At 30.9% G+C, this 18,708-nt stretch carries 19 protein-coding genes; all 19 read right to left on the bottom strand.

Translation table 11 applies throughout. The features are described from left to right. Positions 1–132 precede the first annotated feature (132 nt). On the bottom strand, positions 133–1,116 hold the full coding sequence (locus R6X41_RS09255) for a hypothetical protein (RefSeq protein ID WP_318499550.1): 984 nt from the start codon (positions 1,114–1,116) through the stop codon (positions 133–135). Further along, positions 1,113–2,525 carry a lipopolysaccharide biosynthesis protein gene (locus R6X41_RS09250; RefSeq protein WP_318499548.1) on the bottom strand — a complete coding sequence of 471 codons (1,413 nt, stop codon included), beginning with the start codon at positions 2,523–2,525 and terminating at the stop codon, positions 1,113–1,115. The genes R6X41_RS09255 and R6X41_RS09250 overlap by 4 nt, the downstream gene beginning before the upstream one ends. Before the next feature lie 7 nt (positions 2,526–2,532). After that, positions 2,533–3,150, bottom strand: a complete 618-nt coding sequence (locus tag R6X41_RS09245; protein ID WP_318499547.1) for an HAD family hydrolase — start codon at positions 3,148–3,150, stop codon at positions 2,533–2,535. Next, positions 3,147–3,827 carry an acylneuraminate cytidylyltransferase family protein gene (locus R6X41_RS09240; RefSeq protein WP_318499545.1) on the bottom strand — a complete coding sequence of 227 codons (681 nt, stop codon included), beginning with the start codon at positions 3,825–3,827 and terminating at the stop codon, positions 3,147–3,149. Before R6X41_RS09240 ends, R6X41_RS09245 begins: the two co-directional genes overlap by 4 nt. Further along, positions 3,827–5,377: an aldolase catalytic domain-containing protein gene (locus R6X41_RS09235; protein WP_318499543.1), complete on the bottom strand. Its 1,551-nt coding sequence runs from the start codon at positions 5,375–5,377 to the stop codon at positions 3,827–3,829. The genes R6X41_RS09240 and R6X41_RS09235 overlap by 1 nt, the downstream gene beginning before the upstream one ends. Continuing rightward, positions 5,367–5,900, bottom strand: coding sequence for a hypothetical protein (locus R6X41_RS09230; protein WP_318499541.1), 534 nt, complete (start codon positions 5,898–5,900; stop codon positions 5,367–5,369). Before R6X41_RS09230 ends, R6X41_RS09235 begins: the two co-directional genes overlap by 11 nt. A gap of 244 nt (positions 5,901–6,144) precedes the next feature. After that, a complete protein-coding gene (locus R6X41_RS09225) occupies positions 6,145–7,401 on the bottom strand; it encodes a sulfate adenylyltransferase subunit 1 (RefSeq protein WP_318499809.1) in 1,257 nt (418 codons plus the stop codon). Positions 7,402–7,431: 30 nt separating this feature from the next. After that, complete coding sequence (gene cysD / locus R6X41_RS09220) at positions 7,432–8,343, bottom strand: sulfate adenylyltransferase subunit CysD (protein WP_318499539.1); 912 nt, start codon at positions 8,341–8,343, stop codon at positions 7,432–7,434. After that, positions 8,333–8,941 (bottom strand): adenylyl-sulfate kinase, encoded by a 609-nt coding sequence (gene cysC, locus R6X41_RS09215; RefSeq protein ID WP_318499537.1) that lies wholly within the window; start codon positions 8,939–8,941, stop codon positions 8,333–8,335. The genes cysD and cysC overlap by 11 nt, the downstream gene beginning before the upstream one ends. Continuing rightward, the gene (locus R6X41_RS09210) at positions 8,938–9,360 is read right to left on the bottom strand and encodes a DUF2061 domain-containing protein (protein WP_318499535.1); all 423 of its coding nucleotides are present in this window, start codon (positions 9,358–9,360) and stop codon (positions 8,938–8,940) included. Before R6X41_RS09210 ends, cysC begins: the two co-directional genes overlap by 4 nt. 70 nt (positions 9,361–9,430) lie before the next feature. Beyond that, positions 9,431–10,225 (bottom strand): 3'(2'),5'-bisphosphate nucleotidase CysQ, encoded by a 795-nt coding sequence (cysQ, locus tag R6X41_RS09205; RefSeq protein ID WP_318499533.1) that lies wholly within the window; start codon positions 10,223–10,225, stop codon positions 9,431–9,433. Further along, entirely contained in the window at positions 10,226–11,077 is an 852-nt protein-coding gene (gene rfbD / locus R6X41_RS09200) for a dTDP-4-dehydrorhamnose reductase (protein WP_318499531.1), read from the bottom strand. It lies immediately after the preceding gene. Beyond that, positions 11,074–11,619: a dTDP-4-dehydrorhamnose 3,5-epimerase gene (rfbC, locus tag R6X41_RS09195; protein WP_318499529.1), complete on the bottom strand. Its 546-nt coding sequence runs from the start codon at positions 11,617–11,619 to the stop codon at positions 11,074–11,076. The genes rfbD and rfbC overlap by 4 nt, the downstream gene beginning before the upstream one ends. A gap of 7 nt (positions 11,620–11,626) precedes the next feature. Next, complete coding sequence (gene rfbA, locus R6X41_RS09190; protein WP_318499527.1) at positions 11,627–12,490, bottom strand: glucose-1-phosphate thymidylyltransferase RfbA; 864 nt, start codon at positions 12,488–12,490, stop codon at positions 11,627–11,629. Position 12,491: 1 nt separating this feature from the next. Then, positions 12,492–13,511 (bottom strand): dTDP-glucose 4,6-dehydratase, encoded by a 1,020-nt coding sequence (rfbB, locus tag R6X41_RS09185; protein ID WP_318499525.1) that lies wholly within the window; start codon positions 13,509–13,511, stop codon positions 12,492–12,494. Next, positions 13,501–14,589, bottom strand: coding sequence for a hypothetical protein (locus R6X41_RS09180; RefSeq protein WP_318499522.1), 1,089 nt, complete (start codon positions 14,587–14,589; stop codon positions 13,501–13,503). The genes rfbB and R6X41_RS09180 overlap by 11 nt, the downstream gene beginning before the upstream one ends. A gap of 5 nt (positions 14,590–14,594) precedes the next feature. Next, the gene (locus tag R6X41_RS09175) at positions 14,595–16,283 is read right to left on the bottom strand and encodes a DUF6909 family protein (protein ID WP_318499520.1); all 1,689 of its coding nucleotides are present in this window, start codon (positions 16,281–16,283) and stop codon (positions 14,595–14,597) included. Positions 16,284–16,310: 27 nt separating this feature from the next. Further along, the gene (locus R6X41_RS09170; RefSeq protein ID WP_318499518.1) at positions 16,311–17,813 is read right to left on the bottom strand and encodes a GH3 family acyl-acid amido synthetase; all 1,503 of its coding nucleotides are present in this window, start codon (positions 17,811–17,813) and stop codon (positions 16,311–16,313) included. Next, positions 17,810–18,682 (bottom strand): M23 family metallopeptidase, encoded by an 873-nt coding sequence (locus R6X41_RS09165; protein WP_318499516.1) that lies wholly within the window; start codon positions 18,680–18,682, stop codon positions 17,810–17,812. The genes R6X41_RS09170 and R6X41_RS09165 overlap by 4 nt, the downstream gene beginning before the upstream one ends. Positions 18,683–18,708: the final 26 nt, after the last annotated feature.

Genomic DNA, 18,708 nt, shown 5'->3' with positions numbered 1-18,708 from the left:
TGAAAATAAAAACTAAACCTATAATTTTAAGCGGAAGATTACCTTGAACAATTAAAATTAAAAATATTAAAAAAGGAAAATCTATTGATTTTATATTGATTTTCTTGACTATTCCAATCATTATTAATCTTCTTATTGATTACACTCAAAAGGATAAACTGGTAAAGTTTTAGATAGAGTTGATTTATTACTTCCAATAAATAATTTACAGTCTGTATTATCTATAAAAACTTTTGAATATACTTTAAAATAATCATGCATAGTAACTCCTCCTCTACTATTCATTAAATTTTTATCAACTGTAGGATGTACCTTATTAGTAAATTCCTTAACATTATTAAAATGTAATGTTCTTAATTTATTTATTTTGTCATAGCTATCTGTATGTCCGTAAAGACTGTTCTTAATCTTGGAATCTGTAAAATAATCTCCATTATTTAAATCAATTCCCAACATTACAATATTTTTATATCCTAGAGCTTGAGCAAACATTACAGCACAACCAATATGGCTATTATGATGAACAAGATCGTTCAATTTTAAATTATTTTTTGAAAATAAATGTTCAAAATAAGACTCTAAGACTTCAGGATATATCGTTGGAAGTAAATGTGGTGTATGAACATATAACCTTTTTTTATGATTATATTTTTTTAAATTAAATCTACTTTTAATTACATGTTTATATTGAAAAAACATATCTACACCTTCATACCTTTCTCCTGTTTGTTCACAAAAAAATTCTTGCATCTCTTTCAGAGGAATCATTTCCATTAAATGATAATCTGGAATTATTGGATGAACGAAGGAATAATTTAATCCAATAATATTATTACTTTCTATTTCTTTCCAATCACCATCTGTCAATTCATTAATGGATTCTCCACTCCCTAAGATGAATACAGTATCCGATTTTTTCTTTTTATCGACATAGCCACTTACATCTTTAAATCCTTTTAACTTTGAATGAAACTGAAAAAATTTTGATTTTATTTCAGATTCAGCATACATAGACAAGTATTCTTTCCCTTTAATAGTTGTAAAAATTTCAGGATTTTTCTTCTCAAAACGACTAGAGAAAAGCTGACCTATATATTTAAAAATAGTTTCTATCATTTCATTCTTTTTATTATTACTGTACTTCGTTTCACTGTAAACACTAAAAACATCACCGTTAATAACATTTTTATTAGATAATGAGCATCTTTCGCAAAATAGCATAAAACCAATAGAAAACAGGTGTACAAAACCCATCTTTCAGGATAAAATTCATGATTATATAATTTCTTAAATTTAGTGATATAAAAACCCGAATATCCAATAAACAAAAAAGCAAAAAAGGTTGTAATTACTGCTATTTCAAATCCATAAATTGGAATTAAGATAATATTTAAAACAATATTTAATAAGCCTGCAATAAAAGAAATTTTCCAAAACTCTTTAGTTTTTTCAAAATAATAGAAAACTGTAGCCATAGCTGTATACATAGGTTTGTATGCGTAAGACATTGTTAGAATTACACCTATTTTATAAGAACTTCTCAGACCTTCATTTTTAACCATTATTTCAAAAACCTCTTTAAGCCAAAGAGCAAGTACAAAAGAAACAAAAATCACAACATAACTTTCTAAAAAAATTATATTTCTGAGGTAATCTGTATTTGAATTTTTCTTAAAATCCTTAATCAAAAGTGGTGTTGAAGCCTGATGAATACTTTCAGAAAATACTCTAGCATAACCTGCAAATTTATATGAAAAATCATAAAGACCAATATTAGAAGTACTTACCCCGAGATTTAACATTACCAATCGATCAGAAAAATCTAACAAAAAAAAAGCGCTTGTATGCGGAACTAATGGCAATGATATTTTTAAATATTTCTTCATTACCTTCCACCTAAATAAAAAATTTGGTACTAGTTTTAATTTTATCCAAATAGGATAAATAAAAGAAAGAAACATTAATGTTTCTGAAATAAAAAAACTCCAAATCCAACCTAAATAACCAAGCCTTAAAAAAACTATTAAGTAATAACTTATACTTAGGTTGATTATACCTGAAATCAGAGCTCTTAAACCTATCTGAATAGGTTTCTCGGCCAATTGATAATACTTTTGTGAAATAATCTGAAGGGAAGAATAGAAAAAAATAGGGATTGTAGTTAATAAAATTATAGTCCAAATGTTATTATCAGCCTCATCGGGTAGAATTGCAAGCAATAATAAAATGGTAATTACACCTAATATAATAGACCAACAAAAGATAAATCCCTGAACTTCATTCCAAATAATTTTATAACCTCGACCATGTGAATGATGAATAAAACAATTCATTAAAACCACATCTAATCCCAATGTTTTAATTACCGTAATCCCTGTAACTAATGAAAGAATAATTCCATATATTCCATAGTCAACTTTCGTTAGGTACGGCGTAATAAATGGCAATAAAAAAAAACCCATCAATATTGGCAGCTTTGGTAATACAGCATAAATGATAGAATGATTGACTATTTTTTTTATCAAACCTAAATTATAAATTAAATTCTTTGAATGTGTTTATATAAGAATGATCTTCTTTTAACAAGTCATTATTATAACCGTAAAACTCAATCTTATTATCCATTGCTGCCTCATAATCGTTTACAGAATCACCGATTAAACACGTCTCTTCTATTGCATAATTATATTTAGCTAATAAATGTTCTACTAATAACTTTTTTGGTGTAGGAGAACCGTGAATAGTTTGAAAATATTTTGAAATCCCCAATTCATCACATAAGAATCTTAATTCATTTTGGTCTGAACCTGAAACGATATGAAAATTATAATTTTGATATTGACTTTTGATATAATTTAAACTATCTGAAATCAGATTATTTGGGTTAGTCAATTCTTTACGCATTATCTCTGAGAATTTGTTTGCATAAAATGTAACCACATCATCAGATATATTTTGATTTAAAATCTCTTCATAAAAATATCGAATTTTAACATAGCGAGACAGACCTCCGTTTATTCTATGATAGGTAATTAAACGCTCAACATCTGTGTCACTAAAGGGTTTAAAAATCTCTTTAAAACCAAAATCCCGCACTTCCATAGAGTCTAAAATAACACCATCGAAATCCCAAAGTATATTTTTAATCATAATCCATTTAGGGTTTTATAAATCATTTCACCTAACTTAAAATCATGTGGCCAATCAATATCGAACGACGCATAACCTTCACTTTTAAACATAAAGGGGTTTTGCCCTATTCTATCTCCATATTTATTATAATTGTCGACAGAGTTTAAAAATATACCACTATTTATTTCATACAATTCTGATATGGTTTGTGTTCTTGGCCATTTTTCGACTTCCCGATCATAATTTACACTCCCTTTATCATTCCATAAAAAAGATTGAATTTTATTAACCGTCATTAAACTATCAAACGTACCAATTTCAATCTCTTCTAAATATTTTAATATTGCTTTTTCGTACACATCATTAGTTAAGAAAGGCGAAGTTACATGCGTCCATAATACATGACCTTCTTTTATAATATCAGGGACATAGTTTATTAACTCATCTGTGCTTGTTGCAGATGTAGCAAGATGTTCCGGCCGTCTGTCTATAATAATATTACTATCTATATTTTTCGCAATATCAATAACTTCTTGATCATTTGTAGAAACGACAATACGATTTATTAATGGTGTTTGTAAAAGTTGATTTAATTTTACGGCAAGTAGACCACCTTTAATACCGGAAAACAATTTTGTGTTTTTTTCTGGAACTCTTTCACTTCCAGCTCTACATGGTAAAAATGCTGTAATCATTATATTATACTATAAATTGATGTTACTTTTAAATTCTTATATTTTGTTGGTGTAATTGACGAGATATTAACGCCTTCAAGTTTTATTGCATCATTAATAATATTTTGATTTTCTTGAGCCAAACCAAACTGAGTGCTATCTAAAGCGGTATCGTAGCCATCGAAACCAGCTAAAAATATGTTTTTAATACCCAAATCTAAAGCGATTTGAATTCCGATTACTAAAGGAGAATCAGACGATGCGTTAGTAAAGCTAATAGATTCTAATTCAACCGAAACAGATTCTATTTCCTTAGGAATAATAGTCCCCATATATCTAGGAAAAGGAGGATAGACACAAGTCTCTTCTAATTTTGAAAAATCATCTCCTATACTCTTTAAAAGTTTTTCACTTTCGAAACCAGCCAAAGCAAAATACTGTTTATTTGTAACATCTAAATACGTGCTTGCATTACGTGCACCTGCATGTATAATGCATAAATTAGAACTCGTTGCAGCAAGTTTCTTTATAGCTATACTGTGAGATTTTGCAGATGATCCTCCACCTAAAATTACTGCGGAATTAAAAATGTCTTTTCGTTCTAAAAGAGGTAGTTTAATATTGTCTTGCAAAGAATCTTTTTGATTATTTAATGCATTTACAATATTTCCTATAGGGTACCTGTTCATTCCTACCCATTCCATTACTTGTTTCTGTGGTAACGAAAATGCTCCTGAAAACATATAAGGTAAACTTGTTCCCCATTTATAATGGCTTTTTAACGATTCAAATTCATTTACAATAGGGCTTAACTTTGTAAAATCTACATGTAATATTTTCTTAGAATTTAAATATGTTAAAAGGAGTTCTGTTCTTAAATTCCCTGCACCTCTACCCATTCCTGTTATAGTACCATCAACAAGTACACAGTCATTTTCTATAGCTGTTAACGTATTAATTAATGCCATTTCCAAGTTATCGTGTCCATGGAATCCTAAAGGAACATTGGTTTTAGACTTCACTAAATCAATAATTTCTATTACATCTTCGGGTAAAATACCTCCAAAAGAATCAACCATATAAAAGAAATCTATTGTAGTCTCCAATCCTTCTAATAAATTTAGGAAAGAAGAATCTTCTTTCCAACTGGACATATACATAACGTTAAAAGCAACCTCAAAACCCATTGCTTTAACCCCTTTTGCTAAAACAATTGCACGTTCAAAATTTTTAGGATCGATAGCCATTCTTACCATAGAAATATATGGTTTACATGGCTCTAATAAATCTTTTAAATGCTCTGGACGAATATTTTTTTCATCTAAAATTATTACTAATTTTTTTGATGGCATGAAGGATTTTAAGCTCTCCATAACGTATTCTGGGCAATAAAAATATTCACCTAAATACCCCTCTAACGATATGCTTCTATAACCTATTTCTACATATTCAATGGGAAGGGCCTCCATAGTCCGACAGTAGTCTTCAACAAGTTCTTTATTGAAATCCCAATTGGTGTAATACCCTCCGTCTCTTAAAGTACAATCTAATATTTTAAACTTACTCGACATTATCTTCATTAAATAGGTTAGTAACTATATCATTAATATTTATAGTGACCATAAAGGGGTCATACACTCCATCTATAGAAATTCTATTATAAATATTATTAGATTCTTCGTGTTCTATAAATTTATTGGTTTTAAAAAAAGTATTCAATTCTGGACCTTCGAATGATTTACTTTTGGCTGTAGTCGATAACGTTATTTTTCTAATCTCTATTGGAGATTCAACCTCACTAGACCCAATATCAATTCTTAATTTAATTGGGTATATTCTTTCGGGTAGTTGAAATGAAATATCTTGAAATTCTGTATCTCCAATTACGTGTTTTTCAATTTTATCTTCAACATGATACTGATTTAATATATCTTCAGAAAAATAGACTTCAAACTTATCATTTTCTAATACCTTGGCGTTGATAACTACGGTTAAATAGGAATCCATTTCAATAGATTTAATATTTTTGTTTTCAACAGGTTTGTCTTTACAAGAAAACGCCATTAAAGCCAATACTAAAATAATTCGTTTCATATATTTAATTAATCTAATTATAGAATTAAGAGTTAAAAGCTACAACTACAAATCTTTTTTAAATGATTTCAAATTCATACCATTTCCGATTAATCCAAAAATAAAAATTGTAGTATTCTATATTTATAACATCCTAGTCTATGGAATAACATTTTATAATAGTTTTTATTATAAAAAAACTAAGGATAAGCAAAAATAGCTTATCCTTAGTTAAATTTCCATGTTGGAATTAATTTTTATTATTCTAAACAATCATACCTGCGGCAACTGTTTCATTTGTAGAATCATCTACCAAAACAATACTTCCTGTCATTCTATTTTCTCTATAAGAATCTATCATTAATGGTTTAGTTGTTCTTATCTTAACTTTTGCAATGTCATTCATGTTAAGAACATCATCACCTTCAACACGATTTAAACTTTCAATGTCTATTTTATAAACAACTTCTTTAATCATTGCTTTCTGATCGTTAGATGTATGTTTTATAGTGTATTTTGTACGTGGTTTTGCCCCAGTACTATTTAACCAACATAACATCACTTCGATGTCCTGAGATGCTTCTGGCTTATTATTAGAACGCACAATCATGTCTCCTCTTCCAATATCAATATCATCTTCTAATTGAATAGATACAGACTGCGGAGCAAAAGCTTCTGTTAATTCCTGATCGTTTAAATTAATTCCTTTTATTTTAGAAGTAAACCCAGAAGGCATAACAGTAATTTCGTCACCTACACGTAGTACGCCACTAGCAACACGACCTGCATAACCACGGTAATCTCTGTGAGAATCATTCTGTGGTCTTAATACAGTTTGTACAGGAAAACGAGCATCAACTTTATTAATATCACTACTAATATGCATGGTCTCTAACATATATAACATAGGAGAACCTTGGTACCAAGGCATATTCTCCGAACGGTTTACAACATTATCTCCATCTAATGCACTCATAGGAATAAATCTAACATCTCTAATTAGCATTTTAGATGAAATTTGCTCGAATTGAGATACAATATTATTGAACACCTCTTCTGAATAATCTACAAGATCCATCTTGTTTACACACACGATGACATGTGGTATATTTAATAAAGAGGCAATAAATGCATGACGCTTTGTTTGCTCTATAACACCATGTCTTGCATCTATTAATATCGTTGCTACATTTGCTGTTGAAGCTCCTGTAACCATATTTCGTGTATATTGAATATGTCCTGGAGTATCTGCTATAATGAATTTACGCTTTGGTGTCGTAAAATATCTATATGCAACATCTATTGTTATTCCTTGTTCACGCTCGTCTTTTAAACCGTCTGTAAATAACGCTAAATCGACACCTGCATGACCTTTTTTCTTACTTGTATTTTCTATTGCTTGTAACTGATCCTCGAAAATAGATTTTGAATCGTATAATAAACGGCCAATTAAGGTACTTTTTCCGTCATCTACACTCCCAGCTGTTGTGAATCGTAATAATTGATTATTATCTAACATAATACTTGTTTCTTAAATTGATTGGAGAATTGATTAAAAGTAGCCTTGACGTTTTCTGTCTTCCATCGCAGATTCCGAACGCTTATCATCACTTCTGTTACCACGTTCTGTTTGACGCATTCCGGCAACTTCATCGGCAATTTTAGCTAAAGTATCAGCTTCAGATTCAATACCACCTGTAATGGTAATATCTCCTAATGTTCTAAATCGTATTTTCTTTGTTACCACTTCTTCATGCTCTTCAAGAACTAAAAATTCTGAATTAGGAATCCATGTATCTTGTCGCCAAACCACTTCACGGTCATGTGCATAATACAATGAAGGAATCGCAATATTCTCGCGTTTAATATAATTCCAAACGTCCATTTCTGTCCAGTTACTTATTGGGAAAGCTCTAAAATGCTCACCTTCAAAATATTTACCGTTTAAAATGTTCCATAATTCTGGACGTTGGTTTTTTGGATCCCATTGTCCGAAATCATCTCTATGTGAAAAGAAACGTTCTTTAGCTCTCGCTTTTTCTTCGTCACGACGACCACCACCAATAGCACAATCTACTTTATTAGATTCAATAGCATCTAAAAGCGTTGTAATTTGAAGGGCGTTACGTGTGGCATTTTTACCTTTTTCTTCAGCAACTCTACCATCATCAATAGATTCTTGAACAGAACCTACAATTAAGTTTACTCCTAACTCTTTAATAATATCATCTCTAAATTGAATCGTTTCAGGGAAGTTATGGCCCGTATCGACGTGCATCAAAGGGAATGGTATTTTTGAAGGGTAAAACGCTTTTTTTGCCAAATGCGTTAAAACAATAGAGTCTTTCCCTCCAGAAAATAAAATTACTGGATTTTGAAATTGAGCCCACACTTCTCTTAAGATATAGATAGCTTCACTCTCTAATTCATCTAAATAATTTAAATAATACTTATTACTGCTCATTGCTCAATAATTTTAATTTAGGTAATATATATTCTACTATTCTGTTTGCTGCATCCTCGACAGATACTTCTTCCGTTTTTATTTCGATATCCGGATTTTCTGGCGCCTCGTAAGGTGCCGAAATTCCTGTCATATTTTTAATTTCTCCTGCTCTAGCTTTTTTATAAAGACCTTTTGTGTCTCGACGTTCGCATTCCTCTACGCTAGTATTAATGTAAATTTCAACAAAGTTATCATCTTTAACGATAGTCTTAATATTTAATCTATCATCTTTATAAGGAGAAACAAATGCCGCTAAAGTAACAACACCAGCATCTATCATTAGATTTGAAATTTCAGCTATTCTACGGATATTTTCCGTTCGATCTTCTGGAGCAAATGTTAAATCGTTATTGATTCCCTTACGAATATTATCTCCGTCTAAGGTATAGGTTTTTATTCCTTTCTCAAACAATTTCTGTTCAACTACATTCGCAATTGTAGATTTACCTGATCCTGAAAGTCCTGTAAACCACATTAAAAACGAATTATGCTGATTTAACTTCTCTCTATCTTCTCGGGATATCTGATAATCGTGAGGTATAATATTCTCTTTCATAATTCGTGAGTATGACGTTTATCTTTGTTTAATCCGAAATTAATTTTATACCAAGCTTTTTCATGTAAATAATAAAAAAGCATTTTAGTTACGACTTCAGCTCCTCCTACTTTTAACCCTATCATGGGATCTCCAGAGATTAACCAAGCCAATGTCATGGTATCCATTGTTCCTACAACACGCCAAGTAATTGTTTTTAAAATATGTCGCTTATTACTTTCCTCCATGTCAACTTTAAACCATACACGTTCGTGTAAATAGTATAAAATCATTTTGGTTGTAATTTCTGCTAATCCAATTTTAAGACCTGTTAACGGATCTCCAGATATTAACCAAGATAACAAAATGGTATCTAAAGTCCCTACTATACGCCAAGTGATAGCTTTTGCAATATGTCTCTTATGTGAGGTATCTTTCATTTTTCTTTAGACTATGTCTACATGTTTAACATTGACAAAAGTAAACATTTTTTCAATAAAAACAATTATCCTATAGACTAACTAGGAAATAAGGATTTAATAAATTTTCTTTGTTGTATAATAAAGAACTATTTGTTTCTTTTGAAATGACTTCAATCCCAACAGCATTACAAATTGCCTGACCTGCAGCAGTATCCCATTCCATTGTTGGAGCGAATCTTGGATAAACATCTGCATTACCTTCTGCAACCAAGCAAAATTTTAATGAACTTCCTTTTGAAACAATTTCCACTTCTTTGCCATTACCCTTTAAAGTTTCGACAAAATCTAAAGTATCCTGACTCATATGCGAGCGACTTCCTACAACTTCAACTGGATTTGAATCTGCACTTTTAGGTTGTAATGCTTCAGCATGTTCTAAAATGTAATCTAAGGATGTATTATGATCTTTTAATTCAACTTTAAAACCTTCATTTTTTGTGACATCAGCATAATATAACGTCTTTACAGCTGGTACATAAATAACACCCAAAACAGGTTTGCCGTTAGTTACAAGCGCTATATTTACAGTAAATTCACCATTACGTTTTATAAATTCTTTAGTCCCATCTACAGGGTCTACAATCCAACAGGTTTCCCAATTTTTTCTAACAGAAAAATCTGTTTGCTTGTTTTCTTCACTAATGATTGGAATTTCAGTCGGAATTAAAAATGAATTAATCACATCATTTGCTTTTTTATCAGCTTCGGTTAATGGCGATTTATCATCTTTTAATTCCACATTAAAAGCGGTATCATACACTTGCATAATAACTTCTCCTGCTTTTAAGGACGCTTCAATAGCGGTTTTTAAACTTGCATTCATCTATAAATTTTTAATTGCTTTTTTTAAACTGACTCTCCAATGCGGTATATCAATCTTAAAAACTTCTTTTATTTTTGATTTATCCATAACACTAAACTGCGGACGTGCAGCTGGTGTAGGATAAGCTTCTGTCTTAATAGGAAAAACTTTTGTTTTTGTATCCGCAATTTCAAATATGGCATCTGCAAAATCATACCAACTAGCGACACCTTCGTTACTATAATGGTATAAGCCATAATTAGTACTATTAACGTTTATGATGTTCAAAATCACAGAAGCCAAATCTGTTGCATAAGTTGGTGTACCAATCTGATCTGCAACTACATTTAATTCTGGTCTAGTTGCTGCTAAACGTAGCATGGTTTTCATAAAATTATTAGCATGCTCTGAATACAACCAAGATGTTCTTAAAATAAAATAAGAATCTAAATTGTTTTGAATATCTAGCTCTCCCTCTAATTTTGTTAATCCATAAACTCCAAGAGGTTCTGCGGCATCTAATTCTGAATAAACTGTTGTAGATTTTCCATCAAAAACAAAATCTGTAGACACATGAATTAATTTAACACCATTAGCTTTACAAGCAATGGCTAAATGTTTTGCACCGTCTTTATTTACTTTACGAGCTAATTCGATATCAGATTCAGCTTTATCTACTGCGGTATATGCTGCACAATTAATACAGAAATCTAAGTCGTTATTATGAAAGAAATCATTAACAGAGTCCTGGTTTGTAATATCTAAATTTTCTGAATCTGTATATATAAACTGTAGTTGATTTTCATCTTTACTAACATCTTTAATACTTGCCGCTAATTGTCCGTTTCCCCCGGTAACTAAAATTTTCATCATAATGAAGCTTTTTCAAATGAAGGTAAAATGATATCTTTTTCTGATATCATCATCTCGCTTTCATCAATTTGCCAATCAATATTTATTGTCTTGTCATTATAAATAATTCCACCTTCTGAAGCTTTATTATAAAAATTATCACATTTATAAGAAAAAATTGCTGTTTCACTTAAAACTACAAAACCATGAGCAAATCCACGAGGCACGAATAATTGTTTTTTATTCTCTTCAGTTAAATTTACTGCAACATGCTGACCAAAAGTTGGAGAGCCTTTTCTAATATCTACTGCAACGTCTAAAACCTCACCTTTAACCACGCGAACTAATTTAGCTTGTGCATGTTCTCCTAATTGGTAATGAAGTCCTCTTAAAACACCTCTAGAAGAAAACGATTCGTTGTCTTGAACAAATGTTACATCTTGATTCGTTAATTTCTTAAACGTTTCTGCATTGTATGATTCTAAAAAATAGCCTCTTTTATCACCAAAAACTTGTGGTTCTAAAATGAAACAATCTTTTAATTTAGTTTCTGTAACAGTCATTAATTAATTATTTATTTAATAATCCTAATAAATTTCTACCGTAACCACTTTTTAATAATGGTTGAGCTAAAGCTTCGAATTGTTCTGCATTAATATATCCCATTTCGTATGCGGCGGCTTCAATAGAACCAATTTTTAATCCTTGACGCTCTTCTAAAACCTCAACAAATTGAGATGCCTGCATAAGCGATTGGAACGTACCTGTATCTAACCAAGCTGTTCCTCTATCAAGAATACTCACTTTAAGATTTCCTTGTTCTAAATATACTTTATTAACATCGGTAATTTCTAATTCACCTCTATGACTTGGTGCTATATTTTTAGCAATCTCAACTACTGAATTATCATAAAAATAAATACCTGGAACTGCATAATTAGATTTTGGATGCTCTGGCTTTTCTTCAATAGAAATTGCTTGTCCATTTTCATCAAAATCTACAACACCATAACGTTCTGGATCATGCACACGATAAGCATAAATAATACCACCATCAGGATCATTATTCTCTTGTAATAATTTTCCTAAACCTGTTCCGTAGAAAATATTATCTCCTAAAATTAAAGCTACTTTATCGTCTCCAATAAAATCTGAACCAATAATAAAAGCCTCTGCTAAACCATTAGGTGCATCTTGTACAGCATATTCGAATTTACATCCGAACTTTTCTCCATCGCCCAATAAATCTTTAAACAATGGTAAATCTTTAGGGGTTGAGATGATTAACACCTCATTAATACCTGCATACATCAAAGTTGAAAGCGGATAATAAATCATTGGTTTATCGTAAATAGGCATTAATTGCTTACTTACTGATAATGTTAAGGGATGTAATCTTGTTCCTGATCCTCCTGCTAGAATAATTCCTTTCATCTTAGTTTTTGTATTTATTAATATACCATTCTATTGTTTTCTTGATACCTGTTTCAAAATTTTCATCAGCTTTCCAACCTAATTCATTCTCTAATTTTGAAGCATCAATTGCATAACGGAAGTCATGCCCTGCACGATCTTTTACAAACGTAATTTGGTCTGCATATGGTTTGTCTTTAGGGAAAATAGTATCTAAAATACCACAAATAGTATTTACTATATACATATTATCACGCTCATTTCTTCCTCCAATATTATAAGTTTCACCGAACTCTCCAGTTTTATAAACTAAAGCAATTCCTTTACAATGATCTAAAACATACAACCAGTCACGAATATTTTTTCCATCTCCGTAAATTGGAATGTTTTCACCAGAAATTGCTTTTCTAATAATTGTTGGAATTAATTTCTCGTCGTGTTGTTTCGGACCATAGTTGTTTGAACAATTGGTCGTTAAAACATTCATTCCATAAGTATGGAAATAACTTCTGACAACAAAATCTGAAGATGCTTTTGAAGCACTATATGGGCTATTTGGAGCATAAGGTGTAGACTCTAAAAATAAACCTGTCTCTCCTAATGTTCCATATACCTCATCTGTTGAAATATGGTGAAATTTATTATTCTCGCAACCTTCTTTAAATTCGAAGGGTCCGTTCATCCAATATTTTTTAGCAACATCAATTAAATTAAATGTACCAAAAATATTCGTCTGCATAAAAGCATCTGGATTTTTAATAGAATTATCAACGTGAGATTCTGCAGCAAAATGAATAACCCCTGAAAATTTGTGTTTTTCAAATAATTCTTCAATTAAATTACGATCACAAATATCACCTTGAACGAAGGTATAATTAGAATTGTTTTCAACTTCACTTACATTCGCTAAGTCACCAGCATAAGTCAGTTTATCTAAGTTTACGACATGAATATCTTTATTTTCTTCTAAAAAATAAGGAATAAAATTAGAGCCGATAAACCCAGCTCCTCCTGTTACTAAAATTGAAGTCTTATCCTTCATAATTCTTTATAAATTTAATGGTTTTTGATACAGTGAATATTAAATACAATACTAAAAATGCTAGTATTGGTAGTATAAGCATATATTTTTGTTGAATTTTTGATACTTTATTTCCTACGCTCTGAAACCCCGAAATAACATCAAAAAGCGTGTCTTCATTTAATTTTTCTGCTTCAAGTCTCACTAATTGATTTCTTAACTCCACCTCCCTATTAAACAGTTCGTATTCTTTAGTTACAGATTTATCCTTTTCGAAAGATAAACCATCTCCTATTGTCATTCCTTTTCTTGATTGCGATTTAGACTCTGCTTCTAAAACCGAAATATAAACTTTCTGTAAAGAATCTATTTTAACTAAAGATGAATTTATATTATCTTTTTCAATAACATATAATTTATTCCTTTTATCCATCAATGTCTGAGAATATTTATTCTCAAAAGTTGTGTTTAAACCCGCTTCTAAATCTTGAAAAATATTATTTTTAAGAGCTTCAACTTTAATTTCAAATATTTTTGAAGAATACATATCTCTACCTTCTAAATACTTTTCATAAGTAAAATTGCTTGCCGTTGCAGAATCTGTAGATTGTAAAAATTCTTCGTATTCTAATATTAAATCTGTTTCCGTTTCCGGTCCTTTTTTCACTTCAAAACTTTTAATATTTTTAGCCGTTATTGTATCTATCTGAAAAATGTTAGATAATACTTTGTAATCAGCATTTCCTAGAAGCGAATTATAATAACCAATGTTATTTATAAGCTGAAATTTGGATTCATAATATGGTTTTACCAACATAGTTGAACTGTAAACTACAGGCTTGTTTTTTTCTAAAAAATAACCAGCAATAGCAAATACTACCATAACTAAAATAATAATTTTAGCGTATTTTATAACAGGTTTTAAAGCATAAATTAAACCTTTAAACAAAGACTTAAATAAACTTCCAATAAATTTAAAAAAATTAGAAAATCCTTTTCCAATATAGTTAAACAACACTATTAAATCGACTTCATCTGTCGTGTTTTGTTGTTTTTGAGGCAGATTAGAATTAGAATTCTCTGGTAAGTTTGTGTTCATTTATATTAGTTAAATATTTGTTGTAATATGGTTCTGGTTATTAAATATGTTGGTTTAACACCACTGGTTCCTAAACCTCCAGAAGCTAACGTTCCTCCTGTTTCTAATGGATTATCACTAGCATAATAGGCATATCTTACTTTTACATTTGGAGAGATATTTCCTCTCACTTTAGAAGCAGACTGAATAGCTTTTTGGTAATGCGCACCTTCCATTTCTAAGCCAATAACATTCCATGACGAATTATAAAAGAATTTTAAAATATCTTTATTTTGAAGAGATGTTCCTAAAACGGTAATCATAGTACCTTCAAAAACATCTATACCATGACCTTCTAAATCAGATTTTTTTAATTCGTTATTTAATGGATAGTTATCTGCTGTACCTTCAAAAATATGAGCAGAAGGAATCATAATATCTCCTTTTCCTCCTTCTAAAATTCCAGCCTTACCCATTATAGAAAGCGACTCTACGTTTAAATGCACTTTTTTACCTTCAATTTTATAAGGTTTTAAAAGTTCGTCTATAGTTTCGTAAGCTTGTTCTCCAAAAGCGTAATCCATTACTAAAATCACAGGTTTTTCTTTCTGTAATTTCGTTTGGTCTGAAGCGATATCTATTTTAGAAAAATCTATTTTCTCGGTATCAAAAATTTGAACATCAATATTAGTTCCAGATGTATCTTCTATAAAAATCATCCCTCTTTGCAACGCTTCTTTGTTTACTTTATTGCGAAGCACCTTATTATCTTTATGACTAATAGCTTCATACACCTCAAAAACATCCTTTTTTGAAACTAAAGGTTTTAAAGCGTTTGGTGCAAAAAGTGTATTCATTACACTGTGCATATTCGCGCTTATAACATGAATTGGACGGTCTAATAAATTATTTTTATAAAGCACCTGTTTTATGTTATTCGCCCAGATTTCACCATGAATATGATGTCCTAAGCGTTCGCGTAACATCGGGCTGAAACTAACTGTACGTTTATCGTTATTTAAAACTTCTTCTATCGCTAATTTCCCTAACCAATACACAATGTGTAACAAACGTTCTGGACGACCTGGAGTAGAAAACTGATTGTAAATATCAGTGATTTCATTAAAAGTTCTTCCTAAAATATTTGCGGTATACGTAATAGCTATTTCACGTTCTTGTTGTGATAATTCTTCATTATCTAGAACTACTTTTTCAAGTTTTAACCAATCTCTAGTCGTTGTGCCTTCATCATCGATAATAACACGTTTACTGATTTTATGAGATTCAATAAAAAGAAAGGTAAGATGGGTTAGAATATCGTAAATTTCTGAACGACCACGAGTGATTTCAATATTCATCTGGTCATCGTCAATACGGTAACAATTACGACGTCTTTTTGGAGGAATAATCGCTTGAAAATGAGAATCGGCATAGCCTTCATCGCTTGTTAAATTAATATAACGACATTCTTCTATACCAATAGGAAGTCTGTCAATTATATATAACAATCCATCTAATTCGGCTTTCTCGTCTCCAACAGAACCATAAATTTCTGGTCTTAAAAGCAATAAAGCCTCTCTTAACGTTTCGCCAGAAATCCCCATGGGTTTGTAAAATCCACGATTAAACAAATGCCTCATTGTAATATACATGCGCTCTATTGCGCCAGAACTCTCTTGAGCCCGCGTTCTTTCGTGATGTTTTTTGTTACCCATACAAATGATTTGCGTGCAAATATAACACTATTTAGTTACTTTTAAGGTATATAGCGTATCTGCTATTTTTCGGTCGTTAGATAATCTAGGAATTTTATTTTGACCACCTAATTTTCCAATTGATTTCATATAGTTTTGAAATCCGTCTTTTTTAATCGAAGTTATTTTTAAAGGTTGAAGCACTTTTCCAACAATTAAATCGTAGTAATAGCTATTTTGTTTTTGAAGAGATTCATCTAAACTATGTATTAATTCTTGAATATTCTCTGGTTCGTTTTCAAACTCGACAAACCATTCATGAAAAGGCAACCCTGACTCTGGAGTTATTTGTGGTGCTACAGTAAATTCAGAAATACGAATATCTGTGTTTTGTGTAGCTTCTTTCATAGCCTGTTCTACTTCTTTACCAATAACATGTTCGCCAAAAGCAGAAATAAAATGTTTTATTCTCCCTGAAACAATAATACGAAAAGGTTTTAAAGATGTAAATGCAACGGTATCTCCTATATTATAAGCCCACAATCCTGCCGTCGTCGAGATAATCATCACGTAATTTACTTCTAACTCAACATCCTTAATAGTGATCCGTTTTGGTTCTTTTTCAAAAAATTCATCGGCTCTTATAAATTCATAGAAAATTCCTGAATTTAATTGCAATAGCATCCCTTTTTCATTCTGCTTATCTTGATAGGCAAAAAACCCCTCACTTGCTGGGTAAAGTTCTATACTATCAACTTTTCTTCCTATTAATTTCTCAAATTTAGCGCGATATGGTTCGTAATTTACACCTCCAAAAATGAATAAATTAAAATTCTTAAACACTTCACCAACCGGTTTTCCTGTTCTACTTTGAAGTTTCTCAAAATACATTTGTACCCAAGACGGAATTCCAGAAATAATGGTCATATCCTCTGGCAGCGTTTCATCTACAACAGCATCAACTTTAGTTTCCCAATCTTCAATACAATTCGTTTCCCAACTTGGTAATCTGTTTTTTTGAAGATATTTAGGCACATAATGCGCTACAATCCCTGATAATCGTCCAAGGTTAACGCCGTTTTTCATTTCCAAAATCGGACTTCCTTGAAGGAAAATCATTTTTCCATCGACAAAACTTGAATTTCCTGTTTCGTTTATATATAATAAAATGGCATTTCTTGCCGCTTCGATATGCGTAGGCATACTTTCTTTTGTAATCGGTATATATTTAGCACCAGATGTAGTACCAGACGTTTTAGCAAAGTAAAGCGGTTTCCCTTTCCAAAGGATGTTTTCTTCACCTTCTACAACTTTTAAAACGTATGGTTTTAAATCTTCATAATCTCGAACAGGAACTTGATTTATAAAATCTTCAAAAGTCTTTATATTTTGAAAATCGTGATCTTTTCCAAACTGTGTAAAACGTGCTTCAGAAATTAAATTTTGAAATACTTTTTCTTGGGTTTCAAAAGGATTATTTGCCCATTTTTGGACAGTGTAAGATATGTATTTGGCAAACGGTTTTGCCAATGCTGCTTTTATAGACATCATGGTTTAAAATCGATAAAATTAATTGGATTAATAGGATATCCATCACTCCATAATTCAAAATGTAAATGTGGTCCCGTGGTATACTCGCCAGAGTCTCCTGCTGTTGCAATAACTTCCCCCGCTTTTACTAAATCTCCTTGTTCTTTTGTTAAAGATGCATTGTGTTTATACACAGATATTAATCCATAACTATGTTCTACAATAATAACAAAACCGGTTTGTGAAGTCCATTCTGCAAAAATAACACGACCGTCGGCAGTAGCCTTTATTGGCGTGTCTTTAGCTACAACAATATCTACAGCATAATGTTTATCTTTTACACTGTAAGATTCACTAATTTCTCCACTTACTGGTGGAAATAACACAAAGTTAACAGCAGAAGTCGCCGAATCGAAAAGATTATATTTATCCTCTTTATCTACTTTGTCTCTTAATAAAGAATCTGCTTTTGTCGGACTTAAATCTACTTGACTAGCTTCATACTTTGTGGCTGCAATAATGGAATCTTTATTAATATCGACTGTAGAAATATCGCCTTCTAGTACTTTTTTAATAGAAGCATAAAACTGTTCATTTTCATGTAACACTTGTTGTAACGAATCTGTTCTATAATGCAATTCTGTGGCCGATTTTTTTAATGCTGAAGAAGAATACCCTGGAATATATTCTCGTAATGGTGTAAATGCAATAAAAATGGTTGTTGCTGCAATTAAAAATATACTTAAAAACGAGAGTACAACAAATACATTTAAGCGCGTAAGTTTAAATGATAAACGCTCTTCAAAAGTGTCTTCATTTAAGATAACTAGTCGGTACTTATGAAGTAACTTCTTTGTAATTTTTTTCTTTTTAGGTTTCTTTTGATTCATCTTAAGAACAAAATTAAAGAAATTAA

Source organism: Formosa sejongensis, from assembly GCF_033447105.1.
Taxonomy (GTDB): Bacteria; Bacteroidota; Bacteroidia; order Flavobacteriales; family Flavobacteriaceae; genus Formosa.
This window is presented reverse-complemented; position numbering and strand designations above follow the sequence as displayed.